The sequence below is a fragment of the Vagococcus silagei genome (assembly GCF_004795745.1).
GTDB classification, from domain to species: domain Bacteria; phylum Bacillota; class Bacilli; order Lactobacillales; family Vagococcaceae; genus Vagococcus; species Vagococcus silagei.
Map to the genome: position 1 here is coordinate 1 of NZ_SDGV01000022.1, position 16,259 is coordinate 16,259.

Annotated in this window: 15 protein-coding genes and 1 pseudogene; 7 read left to right on the top strand and 9 right to left on the bottom strand. The window is 30.1% G+C overall.

Annotation, left to right across the window (positions count from 1 at the left end; genetic code table 11):
* The 4 genes from ESZ54_RS09685 to ESZ54_RS09700 form a co-directional block, all read left to right on the top strand.
* On the top strand, positions 1-324 hold a 324-nt coding region (locus ESZ54_RS09685), incomplete at its 5' end, for a transposase (protein WP_162615058.1).
* A 367-nt stretch (positions 325-691) separates the two neighbouring features.
* The gene (locus tag ESZ54_RS09690) at positions 692-994 is read left to right on the top strand and encodes a hypothetical protein (RefSeq protein WP_162615156.1); all 303 of its coding nucleotides are present in this window, start codon (positions 692-694) and stop codon (positions 992-994) included.
* Positions 995-1,315: 321 nt separating this feature from the next.
* A protein-coding gene (locus ESZ54_RS09695; protein ID WP_239433793.1) for an IS3 family transposase occupies positions 1,316-2,430 on the top strand; the annotation gives its coding sequence in 2 pieces (ribosomal slippage) (positions 1,316-1,544 and positions 1,544-2,430; 1,116 coding nt in all).
* 137 nt (positions 2,431-2,567) lie between these two features.
* Complete coding sequence (locus ESZ54_RS09700) at positions 2,568-2,738, top strand: helix-turn-helix domain-containing protein (protein WP_136137553.1); 171 nt, start codon at positions 2,568-2,570, stop codon at positions 2,736-2,738.
* A gap of 47 nt (positions 2,739-2,785) precedes the next feature.
* Here ESZ54_RS09700 and ESZ54_RS09705 read toward each other — a convergent pair whose 3' ends face one another.
* Positions 2,786-3,265 (bottom strand): AAA family ATPase, encoded by a 480-nt coding sequence (locus ESZ54_RS09705; protein WP_136137480.1) that lies wholly within the window; start codon positions 3,263-3,265, stop codon positions 2,786-2,788.
* 176 nt (positions 3,266-3,441) lie between these two features.
* Here ESZ54_RS09705 and yqeK point away from each other — a divergent pair, with 176 nt between their 5' ends.
* Together yqeK and ESZ54_RS09715 are read left to right on the top strand one after the other, a co-directional pair.
* Positions 3,442-4,050 (top strand): bis(5'-nucleosyl)-tetraphosphatase (symmetrical) YqeK, encoded by a 609-nt coding sequence (gene yqeK / locus ESZ54_RS09710; protein ID WP_136137481.1) that lies wholly within the window; start codon positions 3,442-3,444, stop codon positions 4,048-4,050.
* 338 nt (positions 4,051-4,388) lie between these two features.
* Positions 4,389-5,150: a class I SAM-dependent methyltransferase gene (locus ESZ54_RS09715; protein ID WP_136137482.1), complete on the top strand. Its 762-nt coding sequence runs from the start codon at positions 4,389-4,391 to the stop codon at positions 5,148-5,150.
* Between the two features lie 215 nt (positions 5,151-5,365).
* Here the strand turns inward: ESZ54_RS09715 and ESZ54_RS09720 are convergent, their stop codons facing one another.
* From ESZ54_RS09720 to ESZ54_RS09755, 8 genes are all read right to left on the bottom strand, one after another.
* Positions 5,366-5,959 carry a recombinase family protein gene (locus ESZ54_RS09720; protein WP_136137483.1) on the bottom strand — a complete coding sequence of 198 codons (594 nt, stop codon included), beginning with the start codon at positions 5,957-5,959 and terminating at the stop codon, positions 5,366-5,368.
* A gap of 205 nt (positions 5,960-6,164) precedes the next feature.
* On the bottom strand, positions 6,165-7,193 hold the full coding sequence (locus tag ESZ54_RS09725; RefSeq protein WP_136137484.1) for an ABC transporter permease: 1,029 nt from the start codon (positions 7,191-7,193) through the stop codon (positions 6,165-6,167).
* Entirely contained in the window at positions 7,180-8,442 is a 1,263-nt protein-coding gene (locus ESZ54_RS09730) for an efflux RND transporter periplasmic adaptor subunit (protein ID WP_136137485.1), read from the bottom strand. Before ESZ54_RS09730 ends, ESZ54_RS09725 begins: the two co-directional genes overlap by 14 nt.
* Positions 8,443-9,276, bottom strand: a complete 834-nt coding sequence (locus ESZ54_RS09735; protein WP_136137486.1) for a carbohydrate ABC transporter permease — start codon at positions 9,274-9,276, stop codon at positions 8,443-8,445.
* Entirely contained in the window at positions 9,273-10,112 is an 840-nt protein-coding gene (locus ESZ54_RS09740; protein ID WP_136137487.1) for a carbohydrate ABC transporter permease, read from the bottom strand. The genes ESZ54_RS09735 and ESZ54_RS09740 overlap by 4 nt, the downstream gene beginning before the upstream one ends.
* A 16-nt stretch (positions 10,113-10,128) precedes the next feature.
* Positions 10,129-12,366, bottom strand: a complete 2,238-nt coding sequence (locus ESZ54_RS09745; RefSeq protein WP_136137488.1) for an ABC transporter substrate-binding protein — start codon at positions 12,364-12,366, stop codon at positions 10,129-10,131.
* A gap of 17 nt (positions 12,367-12,383) precedes the next feature.
* Positions 12,384-14,546 carry a peptidase domain-containing ABC transporter gene (locus tag ESZ54_RS09750; RefSeq protein ID WP_162615157.1) on the bottom strand — a complete coding sequence of 721 codons (2,163 nt, stop codon included), beginning with the start codon at positions 14,544-14,546 and terminating at the stop codon, positions 12,384-12,386.
* A 129-nt stretch (positions 14,547-14,675) separates the two neighbouring features.
* On the bottom strand, positions 14,676-14,882 hold the full coding sequence (locus ESZ54_RS09755) for a hypothetical protein (protein WP_136137490.1): 207 nt from the start codon (positions 14,880-14,882) through the stop codon (positions 14,676-14,678).
* 297 nt (positions 14,883-15,179) lie between these two features.
* On the opposite strand from ESZ54_RS09755, the pseudogene ESZ54_RS09760 reads away from it, so the two are divergent.
* Positions 15,180-16,206, top strand: a pseudogene (locus ESZ54_RS09760) (IS3 family transposase).
* Positions 16,207-16,259 lie beyond the last annotated feature (53 nt).

Genomic DNA, 16,259 nt, shown 5'->3' on the forward strand with positions numbered 1-16,259 from the left:
CCACTTCAAAAATGTCGTGAATGTCCACTATTTCATGAAAAAATATGTCAGAAAGTAATAAAAATCAAACAAAGTAGTGATATACGAAAATTTAATCATCCTGCACGCGGAACAAAAGCTTGGGAAAAACTATACGCTAAACGAAGTGCAGTTGAAAGAGTGAATGGCTATCTAAAAGAACATATGAAATTAAATGATACGACACACTATCAATCAGAAATTGTTCAAGTGGAACTATTATTGATTCAACTAGCTTATAATTTAAAGAATTTTGCAGCACAACGATTGTCACAAGAGAAATATAGAAAAGAACTAGTCGCTTAACTTCAAAAAACAATGATTTTGAAATTGGTCGAGTGTTTACTTTTCTAAAAAGTGAATTATGAAATTAGCTCAAATAATAAAACATATGTCTATGGTATCGCTCTTTCAATCGATAAAAACATATCTGATGATGGTTTAGAGGAAACTTTGAACAGAATTAAAAAAAAATATAATATAACAAATTTAGACGTTTTAAAAATGAAACTATTTTTATTTCCTTTAATTTCAAAGCAAAAAATAACGATGAAGCACATAGAATTTATGATGATATCAAAAAAAATACATATGAACTTCGTGATATTACTTTGACTGTTGAAGATTTTTAAAATAAAGGAGGTTTTAATCATGAGAAGTGTTTTTAGTTTCTATGGGTCAAATATCTTATGCAGATCAAGGAGTGAAGGATATTTCTGAAGCAAAAGTAGGCGATTATGTGATGATTAATGGCAAATTGAAATATGTTTCAGATGTTATTATTTCAAATGACGATCAAGTATATGAAGATGATACACCTCAATCTCTGAGAGCCCCGTTTTTCATTGTAGATGTAGTAAACACAGCAACAGCCCATTTTTCATACTATCCAAACAATTACTATACCTATCAGGGACTAAGAGTAAAATCTTTGCGAGAATTGCGCTATGATAACGGTTACAAAAAAAACATATAGAATCATTTCTACAACAATAGTGACATTATCTGAAACTGATAAGCGAATTGATAGTAAAATTGAATTACGACAATATTATTATACTGTTTACTAATCATTAAGTGATGATAAATAAAATACAAATAGAGAAAGTTGGTAGGCATGATATAAGTCGCCTCAACTTTCTCTATTTACTTTGAAATGGCACACTTTAAACTGGATAGGCTACACTTGACTAGACAGAAAAAATAAGGTGTGATAAACATAAGAAAACACACTGAAGGAATAGTCATGTCAGAACGTAAGCCTAGATGAACATTTTCAAAAGAATTCAAACAACAAATGGTGGATCTTTATCAATCCGGTAAGTCACGAGTAGATATTATTCGTGAGTATGATTTAACCCCTTCAACCTTTGATAAATGGGTAAAACAAAGTAAAACGTCAGGGTCGTTTTCCGAAAAAGACAATTTAACGCCTGAACAAAAAGAGTTGATTCAACTTCGAAAAGAATTAAAAAATCTTGAAATGGAAAATGATATTTTAAAGCAAGCGGCGCTGATATTCGGACGAAAAGGCAAGTAATATCTGCCAATAAACATAAGTATTCTATATCTGCAATGTGTCGAGTCCTTAATATTTCCAGACAAACCTATTACTATAAAGAAAAGAAGCCGTTAATTGAAAGTGAGATTGAAGAAAGAGTTGAAAAAATTTTTCAACAAAATAAAAAAGCTTACGGTGCCAGAAAAATTAAAAAGGCATTAAGTCTAGATGGTATCAATTTAAGTAGAAGAAAAATCAGAAGAATTATGAGACAGCGACATTTGGTTTCAGTCTATACGAAGGCCAGATTTAAAGTTATGGCATCTAAAACAAATGAGTCACCGATAAAAAATCAACTTAATCGAAACTTTGTTTCTCATATACCGCTGGAAAAAATTGTGACGGATTTAACTTATGTTAGGGTCGGCAATCATTGGCATTATGTTTGTCTCATCCTTGATCTGTTTAATCGAGAAATTATTGGATTTAGTTGTGGACCAAATAAAGATGTTGAACTCGTCAAACAAGCTTTTTACTCAATCCCATATGCTTTATCTCATATTCAATTATTTCATACAGATAGAGGGAAAGAATTTGATAATTATACAATTGACTCATTATTACAAACCTTTGGAATTGAACGTTCTTTAAGTAGAAAGGGAAATCCATGGGACAATGCAGTCGCAGAGTCCACGTACAAATCATTTAAAGCAGAGTTTGTTTACCAAAATCACTTTTCGACAATGAAAGAATTATCAGTTGCGTTATATGACTATGTTCATTGGTGGAATCATTTTCGGTTACACGGTGCACTGGATTATTCAACGCCACTTGGAGTCAGAGCGCAGAGATTAGCGATAGCTTCCCTTGAGGATGAGTCCAACTGTGATAATCGTGAGATAGCGAGTTGATTTTCACAGTCAATTCCTCGCAAATTACTCACAGTTGGAGAGGCTCATGGTCAAGGGTAACCGGATAACAGCTATAAAATTTTGACACCTTATAATTTTTGTCAAAAAAAGTGTTGCCATTCCAATTTTAGTAAGCAATTAAAAAAGTATCATTAAAAGATTTAGCTGATGAAGTAGGTATAACAAATGTTAATTTATCTAAGCTAAAAAATGCTAATGTTTCAGCTATTCGTTTTCAAACTTTAGATGCTATTTGTAAAGCATTAAAATGCCAGCCGGGAAATATTTTAGAATATGAAGAAGATTAAAATAGTTATTTAACTCGTTGCTTAACATAATCTGATGTTATATTGAGTTATAAATGATTACTACTTAATCCAACAAGACTATAAATTTCAACAACTATATTATTTACTGTTTGCTCCGTGGAAATTACAAAATCACTACTTTTAATGATTAACTGTTCAAAATCTCTTTTATCATTTTTTATTTTTTCCCAATCATGATTACTTTTACCGAAAGAGTTATTTTCTCTACTTAAAATACGTTCACGCATTATTTCTATTGGTGCAGTGAGTGTAATAATAAAATCTAGGTATGGATAGATTTCTTTTTGATTAATAGTTGTTCCAGAAAAGAAAATATCTTTATCGTTATATTCCTGAATATAGCTAATGATTCTACTTGTATCCATTTTGCGATCATTACTCAAATTATCCATATGAATCCAACCATCATAATCTAAATCTATACTATTGCTATAAGATTTACTTATTTGTTTAAGAACAGTTGATTTTCCAACTCCAGACATTCCAGTCAATAATACTTTTACCATATATCTACCTCCGATTAATTTTTTTACAATTATACCAAATGTAACTAATAACTACCAAAAGACTATAAATATCTCTTTTTGAAAAGTAATTTTTTAACTATTCGGTAAGCATAATGTAGCATTATACCAAGTTAAATTTAGGTATAATAATTTTAAAAAGAAGAAAGAGGTTTATTATGAAGACGATAGTTGATTATAAAATGAAATTTAAAGATGCTGAATTAGAAAACCAAGTTCAAGAATTTTTTGAATCGTACAACAAAGAAGAAGTAGCTACACATTCTATTGAAGTTGCTAATGAAGCTCGAAAAATGGCAAAAACATTCGGTTTGCCAGAAGAAAAAGCTTTTATTGCTGGGTTACTTCATGATACAGGTATAGTAATACCTCAAGAAGATAGGGTTCCATTACATATATCATTAAATGAAAAAGTCTTTGAAGAAGAAAAGGAACTGCCAATGATACTTCATCAAAAACAATCTGTTTTTATCTCAAGAGAAGTATTTGGAATAACTGATGAACAAATATTATCGGCAATTGAAAGCCATACAACACTTAAAAAGAATGCAACGGAGTTAGATAAACTTATATTTATTGCAGATAAAGTAAAGTGGGATAGAACGGATAACGCACCTTATTTGGATGATCTCAATAAAGCATTACGAAATTCTTTGGATGAAGGTTGTAAAGTATATATTAAATGGGCATTAAGTGATATTATTGTATTTCATCCGTGGTTAAAAGAAGCAATGGATGATTTAAAAATTAGTTATTTAACTGATTGATTAACATAATCTCTATTACTACTAGCTAAAAAGCCCTCAGAATGATTCTGAGGGCTTTAAATATTTTATAAGATAATTCTCCATGTTTTTCTTTTAATAGCTTCATAGTTTACATAATGTGGCATTATACTGAGTTAAAAATTTAAAATGAAATTGTTGATTAACTAAAGCATGGGTTATAATTAAGAAAATGAAAATACTAAGGAGTGAAATAGATGATGCGACGAGGTATCAACTCGATATAGCTAAGTGTGATAGACACTATATCGAGTATATTAATTCTATCAAGTTAGCTATATCGATAACTTAACAAATAAAAAAATTAAGGAGATATAGCAATGAATAAAAAACAATTAAAAAATGAATGGTTAATAAGTGAAGACAGACAAAAATATTTTAAGGGATGGGACTTTTCAAGTATTTCAAAAGATTTTTGGCAAGAATCAACTGATTGGGACTACTTCAAGATAGTAAATGAATATCTGCAACCTAATATGTCGCTATTGGATATGGGGACAGGCGGAGGTGAATTACTTATGACTTTTAAGCATCCACCATTAAAAACCAGTGTAACTGAAGGGTGGGTAACTAATTTTGAGTTATTACAAAAAAGATTAACTCCAAAAGGTATAATAGTAAAATTTGTCCAAGAAGATGATTTTTTAGATTTTCCTGATAATTCTTTTGATATTGTATTAAATTCTCATGAGTCATTTTTGATATCTGAAGTAAAGAGAGTTTTAAAACCAAAAGGTATATTTATTACACAACAGGTCGGAGATATGAATGGTGTAAATCTTGCTTCTCGTTTAATTCCAAACTATCAGAAGGATGACTTTACTTTACATTTATCTTCAGTAGTTAGAGAATTAAGAGAAAATCAATTTGATGTATTTGAACAATTTGAAGCATATCCTATCCAAAAATTTTTTAGCATGGATGCACTGATTTATTATGTTAGAACAATTTCTTGGGAATTTCCAAATTTTTCTGTTGAAACCCATATGGATGAGTTAATGTCTTTACAAGAAGAGCTGCTTAGAACTGGTTATATATACAATCAGGAACATAGATTCATGGTTGTAGCGAAAAACAATTAAAAAGAAATCGTGTTGCTAAATTTAGTTATTTAACCCTTCAGTAGACATAATCATTTATTATACCAAGTTGTAGAGTTACCAACGGATTCAGCAACCTACATTGTGAATCCTAAAAGGGCTACTTAAAAAATAAAGGACAAAAAGCTTATTTGACTATTTTCTAAACATTATTCCCTTGTGAATTTTAAAAGTCAGTAAATAAACTTTTTGTTTTTTTATTTCGCTCCTCTTTCAATCCCAAACCGCTCCCGATACCGCTTAAATGTCCTCCGATTAATCCCTGTCAACTGTTCAATCTCTTTCTCAGTATTCCCCTCACGATACAACAAAAAGGCGTGCTGAAGCTTTGGATCATTCTCCTGGTATTTTAGTTGTCCACCTTTAAACTTGCCTTTCTTTTTTGCTATCTCAATCCCCTGTTGCTGCCGTTCACGAATTCTCATACGTTCAGACTCTGCTTGATATTTATACAATTCAATCACCAAATTATTAATCAACCGTCTTAAATTTTCATCTTCAATTCCAGACATTGACGGTAAATTTAAAACCTCCAAAGTCGCGCCTTTTTGTTGAATTTGATTCATGATACTTGTCAAATCCTGATTATTTCTCCCCAAACGATCCAATTCTGTTACGACCACAATATCCCCTTCACGAATATACGCCAACATAGCTTTTAATTCAGGCCTCTCCACTGATTGCCCACTCACTTTATCCGCAAAAATTTTAGACGTGCCCTGAAGCAACTCAATCTGTCTATCTAGATTTTGATCTCTTGTACTGACACGTGCATACCCAATTTTACTCATAAACAGTCTCCTTATTGTCTTTTTTAAAATATCCAAATGCGCAACTTAAATGTCTTCTTATTTTCTCTCTTCATTATGAATAAAAAAATCAGCTTAAACAACTGGTATCACAGTCATTTAAGCTGATTATTATTTAAATTGATGTGCCTTGAATATTCAAGACAACAGGGTATAGGGTGATGTCTTCATTGTTTACAATTTATGACTACTTAATTTTCCTAATACAACGTGCTGAAATCTTTGTCAAAATAAATACTAAGACACTGTAAAATAAAATACTAAGAAAATTTTTTTCATAAATAAATTCATAAGTTCTTTTTGGCATTCGCATAAAGTCATATATCGATTGTTTTTCCTTTTCCCATAGTTGGCCATAAAATTCAAAATCTGACCATTTTGAGGGTATCCAATCAGCGGAAATAAGAACAACCCGATTTAGAATAATCAGCCACAATGCCAATAACACGACAAATAACATTATCATAGGACCATATTTTAATGCAGGATGCTTATTCGGTAGATCGAATGGTTTAGAAGAAATATATTCTCTAAATACCATCATTAATAAGTAACCAAATAAACTTAGGATAATTACTGCAACCAAAGCGTTAAAAATGTCATATGCTACAATTTTCCCTTTAATTTGATAATGGTTATTCAATTTATTTTGAATCGTTTTAGGAGAGACATTCATATCCTTTGGCACAATTGTCACAGTATCAAACGTTTCACTTTGATTTTTTTGCGGATGAATGATTAAGAGTTTAGAGATTATCTTCGGCACTATCGAAACAACTTTAAAATTCTGATTATTATATTTTACAGATTTACCAACAACATTTGTATCTCCAAATAATTCCTCCGCAAGAGGTTGAGAGATCGCACATGATTGGTAATCAAAGTCCAATAAACGAATGTCACTATCAAAAAGAAGATTTGTATGTCCGTTGGTTAATAAAACATCGGTATCAGTTTGCTTATTTAGTGTTTCGTTTTGAACATTTTCTCCAGATTTTTCCCTCCAAACAACAACATCTCCTATTTTTTGACTTGGTAAAAGTAAAGCATCTACTTGTTCCTGGGCAAATGATTGATGAGAATCATAAATTGATATGGTCTGAGAGTAAAAGCGATTGACCGCAAACAGGCTATTTAATCGATAAAAACAAACTAATGCCAACATAAACAACAAACATGCCATTATTCCGTTAATATTCAATCTAACTTTCTTCATGTTCTTGTGCTTTCATGATTCGAATTTGATCGCCATCACTCACAGTTTTGTTTAACTCTAAAACTATTTTTTTATCAATTAATTGATTGTTTTCATCAATTGCGACAACTGTTTCAGTTTTTGCTAGTATTTTTATTCTAACTTTTTTTGCAATTTTTTCTGAGCCTAGTATACCTTTTTGATCCTCAACAATTAAAACATAAGTACCACCCTTATCTTCATGAACAGCGTCACTTGGCACACAGTATTTATATTCTTTTGAGCTCTTTTCAATTGAAAAACTTGCCTCTGACCCATATTTTAATTGTGATTCGCCTAATTCAACTACAACATCCAATTTTAAATTATTTTCTACATTAGGTTTAACTTCAATCACTTGAGCATTTTCTTTTAATTTTTCAACATTTGCTTTATCAACACCGATAACTTTACCTTTTGAACCATTCATAAAATACTTTTGACTTTCTTTATCCACTTGCAATGTCAAAATATCTGTTGCTGTTTCATTTTCAATGGTCATTAAAGCTTGGCTCGTCACTGTATCACCTACTTGATTTTTTATTGTTGAAACATAACCTGTAATAGGTGACTGTATGATACCCTTATTATTTTTTAGTGTCTGTAAAGCTTGTAAACGATTGGCACTATCACGAGACATTTCCGCATTTTTATTAACCTCTGCTTCACTTTCAGCTAATTTTAGAGCTTGACTAGCAACTAATACGTTGCTTTCTTTTTGAGTTTTTGCTTGTTCTAGCTGGCTTTCTAAATCTGAAAGTGATTCAGATTCACCACTCGCTTTTGCCTTTTCCAGTTTTCCAGAAATAATCGCAACTTTACGTTCTTCATCCTTAACCACTTGCTGGTAGGTCTCGTTTGCTTGATCTACACGTAAAGATTGAATCGCCATATTTTTTTCTAACGCATTTATTTGTTCATCTAACAAATTTTGGTCAACTTGAAACAATGGACTACCTTTTTCTACTTTTTGTCCAAGATACGCATTAACCCCAGTAATTCTTAGATTTTCTTCTGAAAAAATTGGTGTGTTTTGTTTTTTTCTAACCGTTCCTATAGAAGTAAATTCTTCTTCTAATCGCTGACTACTCACTTCAGAAGTCGCTATTTTAGGAACCGTAAAACTCTTTGTTGCTCTAGATATGAAAGTAAATACAAGCATCACAAATAAGAATAAGATGATGAACCAATATTTATTTTTCTTAATTTTTTTTCTTTTATCGCTTCTCACTCACTTTTCCTCCGCTTGATTTAATGAATCACTCAATAAATACTTCTTGGTTACCTTCATAAATAAGATTGGTAAAATAATCGAAATCACAGACGTTACAAATGCAAGGTTGGCTTGATTTAACTCAATCCCTGATATAAACACAGGCAAAGTCCAAAGTTGCTTTGATTTTATGAATATTAATATTTGTTCTAAACTTCCCCAGTAGTCAAATAAGTTAAGCATTACAGAAATGATAATTGCGGGTAGACACATTGGGACGCCTATTTTCCAAAAAATTTGAACATCTGAAGCCCCATCAATTTTTGCAGACTCAATAATATGTTTAGGGATACTTTTAAAGTAAGGATAAATAACAAATATAGAGAGTGTATTAAAAATAGCGGGTAAAATTAAAGCGGCATGTGTATCTAACAGACCCATTTTTTTTAAGACAATGTACTGTGGTAACATCGTAACAACAAAGGGTAAAACCATTAAAATAATATAAAAATTATAAAGTACCTTCCGATACTTGAATTTCCCTTGCGCAAACCACCATGTTGCTGGTACATTAACTACCACTTGCCCCACCAAAATTAACGACGTGACTTTTACTGAATTCCAAAAAGCGATGAAAAAAGCAGGCGTATCAAAAAGAAGGGCAACATAACCTCTAAGTGTTGGGAATTGAGGAATAAACAAAAATGAAATATAGTCATGACCTGACACATCATTTAATTTCGAAATATACTCTAGTACCTCTTCATTTCCCATAAATGATCCTAAACAAATAAAGAGAATTGGATAAATCGTTAAAATAAGGACTGAAATTGCGATACTTTTTTTTATCATAATACTCGCTCCTCATTTGTGTTTAAATATTTTTGAGCTGGCAATACAATAACTAAGATGGCCATTAAATACAGAACACCACCCGCAGCCATTTTTTGTAACGCCATTCCCGCAAACCAATTATTAAATAAGTGCTGCAATAAATACATTTTTTCATGCGGATAATTTCCAGCTATTCCATAAATATCACGAAAAATTTTAAAAGCGTTAATAATTGAAAACAAGTACACCACAAAGGCTGTTGATTTTAGTTGTGGCAGTACAACATGAAAAAAAACTTGAAAACCACTTGCACCATCAACCCTTGCAGCTTCAATCATTTGTTTTGATATCTTAGAAATACCACCTAACCATAAAATCATCATATAGCCAAAATTTTTCCAAAGAAAAATTGTAACAATAACACCAAATGATAGATTTGTATTCAGCCAGTCAATTGGTTGATGAATTAAACTATTTAACATACCTGACTGACCAAATAGAAATCGCCAAAATAAAGACATTGCTGCTGCAGGTATTGAAAGCGGAATAATATACCAAACTTTAAATGTATCAAAATAAGCGATTGTTTCATACATGACATATGAAAATAAAAGTGTTAGAACCATTAAAAGTGGAATTGACACCAGTAAAAATAAAATCGTATTTTTTGACGCCAACAAAAATGCATCATTTTTTAATACCTCAATTAAGCTTTGAAAGGGGCCTGCTTTTTTAGAACCCGAATCTAACACAACCATTATGACTATGTTAAATAGAGGTATCAGGTAAAATAGAGAAACGCCAACTAGACTAGGAAGTCCAATCAATTGAATCCAGTTCACCTTTTTCCACATCTTCAAATCCCCCTTATTACTCAGCCATGTATAATTCAATTTTACGATACGCTTTTTTCGATGCAGATTTTGGACTCATTTTTCCTGAAACAACCTCATCTATGTTCTCCATCAAAATTGAAAAAATAGTATCGTCAAAAGATGACGGTTTATTTAAACCCTCAAATTTTTCTGTCCATTGATTGATCGTTGTTTCACTAATACCTTCAAATTGTACCTCTTTCTTCTTACCTGAATCTAGTTGAATTTTTTTCACTTCAGGAAATGACTGTTCCTTTATCATCTGTTTAAAGGACTGCTTACTCACTGGAATTCCTGAAATTGAAAGCTGTGATTGTACATCTTCAGATAGTGCATTTTTAAGAAATTCGTACGCTTGGTCTTGCTTATCACTTTTAGAAGAAATTGCTAAAATATTTTGAGGTATATAGTATTGCATCTTATTATCTTTTAATATAGACTCTGAAAATGATTTATCTATTTTTTTACTAATTTCAGTTTCTTCAATTACAAAATAATTATCAACATAATCAAATGCCGTCTGAACCTCTCCTAGTGCAACATTATAAAGTACACCTCTACCAACAACAAGTGTTGTTGATTCTGATAAATCCCATTCTTTAATATTTTTCATATAAACTAAATCATATAATCTTTTAATTGATGTATAAAAATCGGTCACATCTTGTTTTGTCCACTCTTGTTTAACATTACTATAATAAATTCTATAAAATACCAACATCATATTATCAAAATTATAATTTTCAAAAACAGGTGTTTTACTTTTCTGACTAAGTTTGACTAGATAATCCGTTAATTCCTTTAGGCTGTTTGTATGTTTTGCCAAGTCTGAGTCTCCGTACGCACTCATTCCGGCAAAGGTCATTGGTAATCCATAATATTTATCTCCCTGTTTATATGCTGACAAAACATTCGTAAATATCTTATCTGATTGTTGTTCTTTTATTATCTCAGCTAAATCTAATAATAAGTTTTGATCAATATAATTTTGAGCACGCACTCCATCCAATAATAAAATGTCTGGGCCATCACCACTCGCAAGCTGTGTATTTAATTTCTTCAACGCATCATTAAATGTCACACCATCCTCTACTCCAATTTCAAGCGACACTTTAATATCTGTGTGTTTATTTTCATAATCATTGCTAGCTACACGTACTGCTTCATTTTGACGAAGTTCATTTTCTGTCAAAGCATAAATTTTCAAGGTATTAGCTTCTGTATTTTTAACTTCCTTCTGACCTTCTGGGTTATAATTAAATAATTTATTTCCGTCTGGCGTTTCAAGAAAGGCTAGAATATTTTTTTTACCCCCTGGTATTACATTCAAAAGTTTATTTTTAGGATTTGACAATTGTGTTGCACGCTTCTCCATGAATTTTTGTTGCCCTTTGTCTGATACCTTTACAATATCATCAGTTAATGACAAGAGTAGCGATTGATCATCTTTACCATCAAAAGCAAAAACAATATTTTCAATATTTTTTTCTTTCAATACTATTTTATTGGCTTCTGTAAAAGCTTTACTCAGTGACTCAACTTTAGCATTTTCCAGATTAATCTTTTTAAACCCATTTAATGTTAAAAAATATAAATTATTTTTATACTGTTCAAAAGACAATACGAGTTCTTTTTCAGATAAAATTTGTTGGGCATTCCCTGATGTCATATCAAAAAGAAACGATCCTTTTTCACCTAAACCAACAGCCTGCTTCTCATCTACCCAAAACAAAGTTTGAATCTTTTGTTCTGTAATCATTGTATTTATTTCATTTGATAATTTTTCTATTTTTTTATCTTTTGTCAATTCAAAAATTTCTTGTCGTAAATTTGACTCGTCTGGACCATCTGCAATAACGGTTCTAATTAAACCTCTTCCATCCTCTGCAAGACGAACATCCGCATATTCCTTTTGTGTACCTGTTAACTGCGTACCAATATCAACCTGGTCTTCCCATGATTTTCCGTTATTTTCCGATGTCATAGTCTTAATTGTTTTTTCATCTTTTGTTTTCATCACAATCATTAATTGGCCATTATTATTTGGTAAAATATCCAAAACATGACCAGCATCCTTTGGCAACTCAATCTCTGATTCTTTAAAAACAGATACTTTTTCAGTTTTCTCATCATTTTTTTTATCAATCTTATCTTCTTTTTTTGAACTACAGCCTGTCCCAAATATAAGTATAATCGATAGAAAACTCAACATTAACCATTCAAATTTTTTCATTATTTTCAACACTCCATTCAATTTTTAATGGATACAAGTGACCCTCCATTAATTGATAGTATTTCATCACATTTTTCCAATAAATTTTTATTATGTGAAATATGGATAACTATTTTTTCATTCATTACATCTGAAATATAATTCATAATTTTATTAGTACTATATGCATCTAATTGACTAAATGCTTCATCTAAAATTAATACACTTGGTTTCATAATTAAAGCTCTTACAATTGCAATTCGCTGTTTTTGGCCACCTGATAAATTTTGAGCATTTTCACCAACAATAAAGTCATAAATTGATTCTCCACCACCGAACATGTCAAACAAACCACATTCATAACAAATAATATCAAGTTCTTCTTGTTTTACTTCATCACAACCTATAGTTAAATTCGACTGAATCGATCCTTTAAATAAAAATGTATCCTGTGATACATAAATAATTTTCTTTCTTAAATAGTCCAAGGGAACATCTTTAATATCAACAGTATTACATTTTATTTCCCCACTTGTTGGAACTTCTAGTGCCGTTAAAAGCTTTATAAAAGTACTTTTACCACTACCACTGTCTCCAACAATGCCAAAACTTTTTCCTCTTGTAAACTGAAAATTTATATTATCTAAAATATTATTTCTATAACCATATGCAAAAGAAACATTTTCAATAGAAATAGTATAAAATAAGTTCTCTATTAATTTATCTTTACATTTTATAACATTTTGATTGTTAAATTCTGTATTAGCATCTAAAACATCATTTATTCTGTCTATCGAAACAATAACTTGTTGAAATTGCGGAACAATTGCAATAATACTTTTAATTGGTGACATAAAATAAGTTAATAACATTTCAAACAAAATTAAATCTCCTAAAGTCATTACACCACTAATAACTAAATTACTACCTATCCAAAGAATAAGTAATGTTCCAATAGTATCAATAGCATCTACCTTAACATTTAAAGTAACTTGCAATTTTCCCAACCGATAATTACTCTTCAAAAAGTCCGATAAAATTTTAGAAAATTTTGATATTTTTTTCTCCTCACTTGAAGTAGATTTAATTGTAATAATTCCATCAGAAGATTCCTTAATTTGAGAGATAACTTCTGTATAATTCTTTTTTAAATTAATACTTTCTGTTCGAATTGAATTTTTATATAAAAAAATAATAACTAAATACAATATAACCATAACCATTGTTAAAAGAAATAATTGAACATTTATATTAATAAGAATCAAACTAGCAACCACAAGTAATAAAGAATTAATAATCATAGATATACCTGAACTTGAAAGTAACATCCTAATATCCGTAATATCCTGAAATCTAGAGACAATTTCCCCAGTATCAATACTATAAAAAAAAGAAAGTGGTAATTTAACAAGTTTATTAAAAAAATTTGAAATTAAATATTTATCAATATTTAAAGATAATTTTAAAATAAAAAAATTTTTAATAAGATTAAAAATAATATTAACTAATGTTACCAACAAAAATAGTATAAACAATCGATTCATACTATTGAATAACAAATTAAACTGTTCTCTAAAACCATCTATTTGAATCCCACTTGAACCTAAAGACTTTCCAATTATGAACTCATCAATAATTTTTCTATAAACAAAAGAAGTAAAAATAGAAAAAAACGCCATAATAATAGAAACAGTTAATATTACAAATACCTTATTTCTATTTTCAATAATAAGTTTATAATACTTTACTTTACTTTTTTTATTGTTATTAATTTTATTAAAATTCATTCCAGGAAATACAGTTATAATATATCCCGTCCACAATTCTTTAAATTCTTCTACACTAATTATTTTATTTCCATCACCAGGATCAAAAATAGATACTCTATTTGCTTCAACCTTATTTATCACAATATAGTGCGCCTCTAAATTTTTTGTAATCACATGAGCAATAAACGGTCCTACATTCGTAGATGAATTCATAAAATCCAAAAGATCCACATAATTTCCTTTAAAAGCATCTGCTTCAAAATTATACTTTTTTGCTGTTTCAATTAATGACAAAATATTACTACCATTTTGATCAACTTTTGCTTCTTCTCTTAATTCAACCATACTTATATTAACACCATAATATTTAAATATAGTGGCAAGACAAGCTATACCACAATCTTGTTTATTGTGTTGTTTCACTCCATTCATTCTCATGACACCATCCCTAAAATAAGCTCTTTCAATTTTGAAAGAGCTTATTCCTATATAATAATTTTATCTTTCAACATTTTTAACAAAAGAAGAACTCTTCTTTGTATGGAAGAGTTCTTAAAATTATTAGTATGGATGCCCTGGTCCAGAAATGCCACTATAAGAAATATAATTATAATAATGACCTTTTCTTTCAGAATGTGCTCCAGCATTATATATAGCATCACTTTTATTTCTCATATGATTAGATGTATATCTACACTTTGAACAATAATAATGATAACATAATCCACCAGATACCTTCTTCTTTTCACCTAAATTTAACTTTTTCATCTTTTACTCCCTCCAATCTGTTTTATTTTATATTATAATATTACCACGTTTTAAAATCAAACACAATAAGTTTCTTTGTTTTTTAAAGCGCTTACTTTGTCAGAAACTAAACGACAATAGAATTAACGTTTTATATTAATTCATATTATAATTATTTTTTACAACTTTAACTATATTACAAATTACCTTTATAACTTTTCTATAATGAATAGGTTACACTTTGGATAGGCTACACTTGACTAGACAGAAAAAATAAGGTGCCTATACTTAATAAAAAACAGATTAGAAGCTTATCTCATGACAACTAACAGAAAACCAAGACGGACCTTTAAAGAATCGTTTAAGAAACAAATGGTGGAACTCCATAAATCAGGAAAACCTAGAAAAGATATTTTAAGAGAATATGATTTAACGCCATCAACTTTTGACAATTGGGTCAAACAATACAATCAGTCAGGATCATTCAAAGAGAAAGATAATTTGACGCCAGAAGAAAAAGAGTTGCGTGAATTACGTAAACTAAATAAAGAATTGATGATGGAGAATGATATTTTAAAGCAAGCAGCGCTGATATTCGGACGAAACGAAAAATAATTACCAAAAACACTCAATATCAGCTATGTGCAAAGTACTTGGTATTTCTAGACAAACTTACTATTATAAAGAAAAAGCAATGCCTTCTGAGGCAAAATTAGAAGAGTTTATTGAATCAATCCTTAATAAAAGTCGAAAAAATTATGGCACTCGAAAATTAGTTTCCAACTATACAAAAGTACATTTTAGAGCAGTGAAAACAACTGTCAATGACTCACCAAATAAGAATATACTAAATCGTAATTTTTCAAACAAAAGACCTTTAGAAGCTATCGTTACAGATTTAACTTATGTTCGAATAGGAAAAGCTTGGCATTATATTTGTCTGCTATTAGATTTATATAATCGAGAAATTATCGGATATACTTACGGAAATAAAACAGATGCGCACCTTGTTCGACAGGCTTTTGCGCGTATTCGATATTCTTTAAAACATGTTGAAATATTTCATACGAATAGAGGAAAAGAATTTGATAACCAAACAATAGATCAAATTCTTGAAACTTTTGATATTGAACGGTCACTTAGTAGAAAAGGCAGTCCGCATGACAATGCCGTAGCCGAATCTACCTATAAGTCTACGAAAGTAGAATTTGTTTATCCTAATCATTTCCAAACCTTAAAAGAATTAGAGATTCAGTTATTTGATTGCGTTCATTGGTGGAATAATTTTTGTCTACACAGTTCTTTAAATTATGAACCCCCTGTCTTTTCACCATATGAAAGATAGCTCGCACTTTTAATTTGAAATGATTTAATTTTAGGGATAGACTACATTCGTCA

Bases quoted from the DNA above. Each gene is read 5' to 3' on its own strand.
- ESZ54_RS09690 (WP_162615156.1), top strand. From the start codon at position 692: ATGGGTCAAATATCTTATGCAGATCAAGGAGTGAAGGATATTTCTGAA.
- ESZ54_RS09705 (WP_136137480.1), bottom strand. From the start codon at position 3,265: ATGGTAAAAGTATTATTGACTGGAATGTCTGGAGTTGGAAAATCAACT.
- yqeK (WP_136137481.1), top strand. From the start codon at position 3,442: ATGAAGACGATAGTTGATTATAAAATGAAATTTAAAGATGCTGAATTA.
- ESZ54_RS09715 (WP_136137482.1), top strand. From the start codon at position 4,389: ATGAATAAAAAACAATTAAAAAATGAATGGTTAATAAGTGAAGACAGA.
- ESZ54_RS09720 (WP_136137483.1), bottom strand. From the start codon at position 5,959: ATGAGTAAAATTGGGTATGCACGTGTCAGTACAAGAGATCAAAATCTA.
- ESZ54_RS09725 (WP_136137484.1), bottom strand. From the start codon at position 7,193: ATGAAGAAAGTTAGATTGAATATTAACGGAATAATGGCATGTTTGTTG.
- ESZ54_RS09735 (WP_136137486.1), bottom strand. From the start codon at position 9,276: ATGATAAAAAAAAGTATCGCAATTTCAGTCCTTATTTTAACGATTTAT.
- ESZ54_RS09740 (WP_136137487.1), bottom strand. From the start codon at position 10,112: ATGTGGAAAAAGGTGAACTGGATTCAATTGATTGGACTTCCTAGTCTA.
- ESZ54_RS09745 (WP_136137488.1), bottom strand. From the start codon at position 12,366: ATGAAAAAATTTGAATGGTTAATGTTGAGTTTTCTATCGATTATACTT.
- ESZ54_RS09750 (WP_162615157.1), bottom strand. From the start codon at position 14,546: ATGAATGGAGTGAAACAACACAATAAACAAGATTGTGGTATAGCTTGT.
- ESZ54_RS09755 (WP_136137490.1), bottom strand. From the start codon at position 14,882: ATGAAAAAGTTAAATTTAGGTGAAAAGAAGAAGGTATCTGGTGGATTA.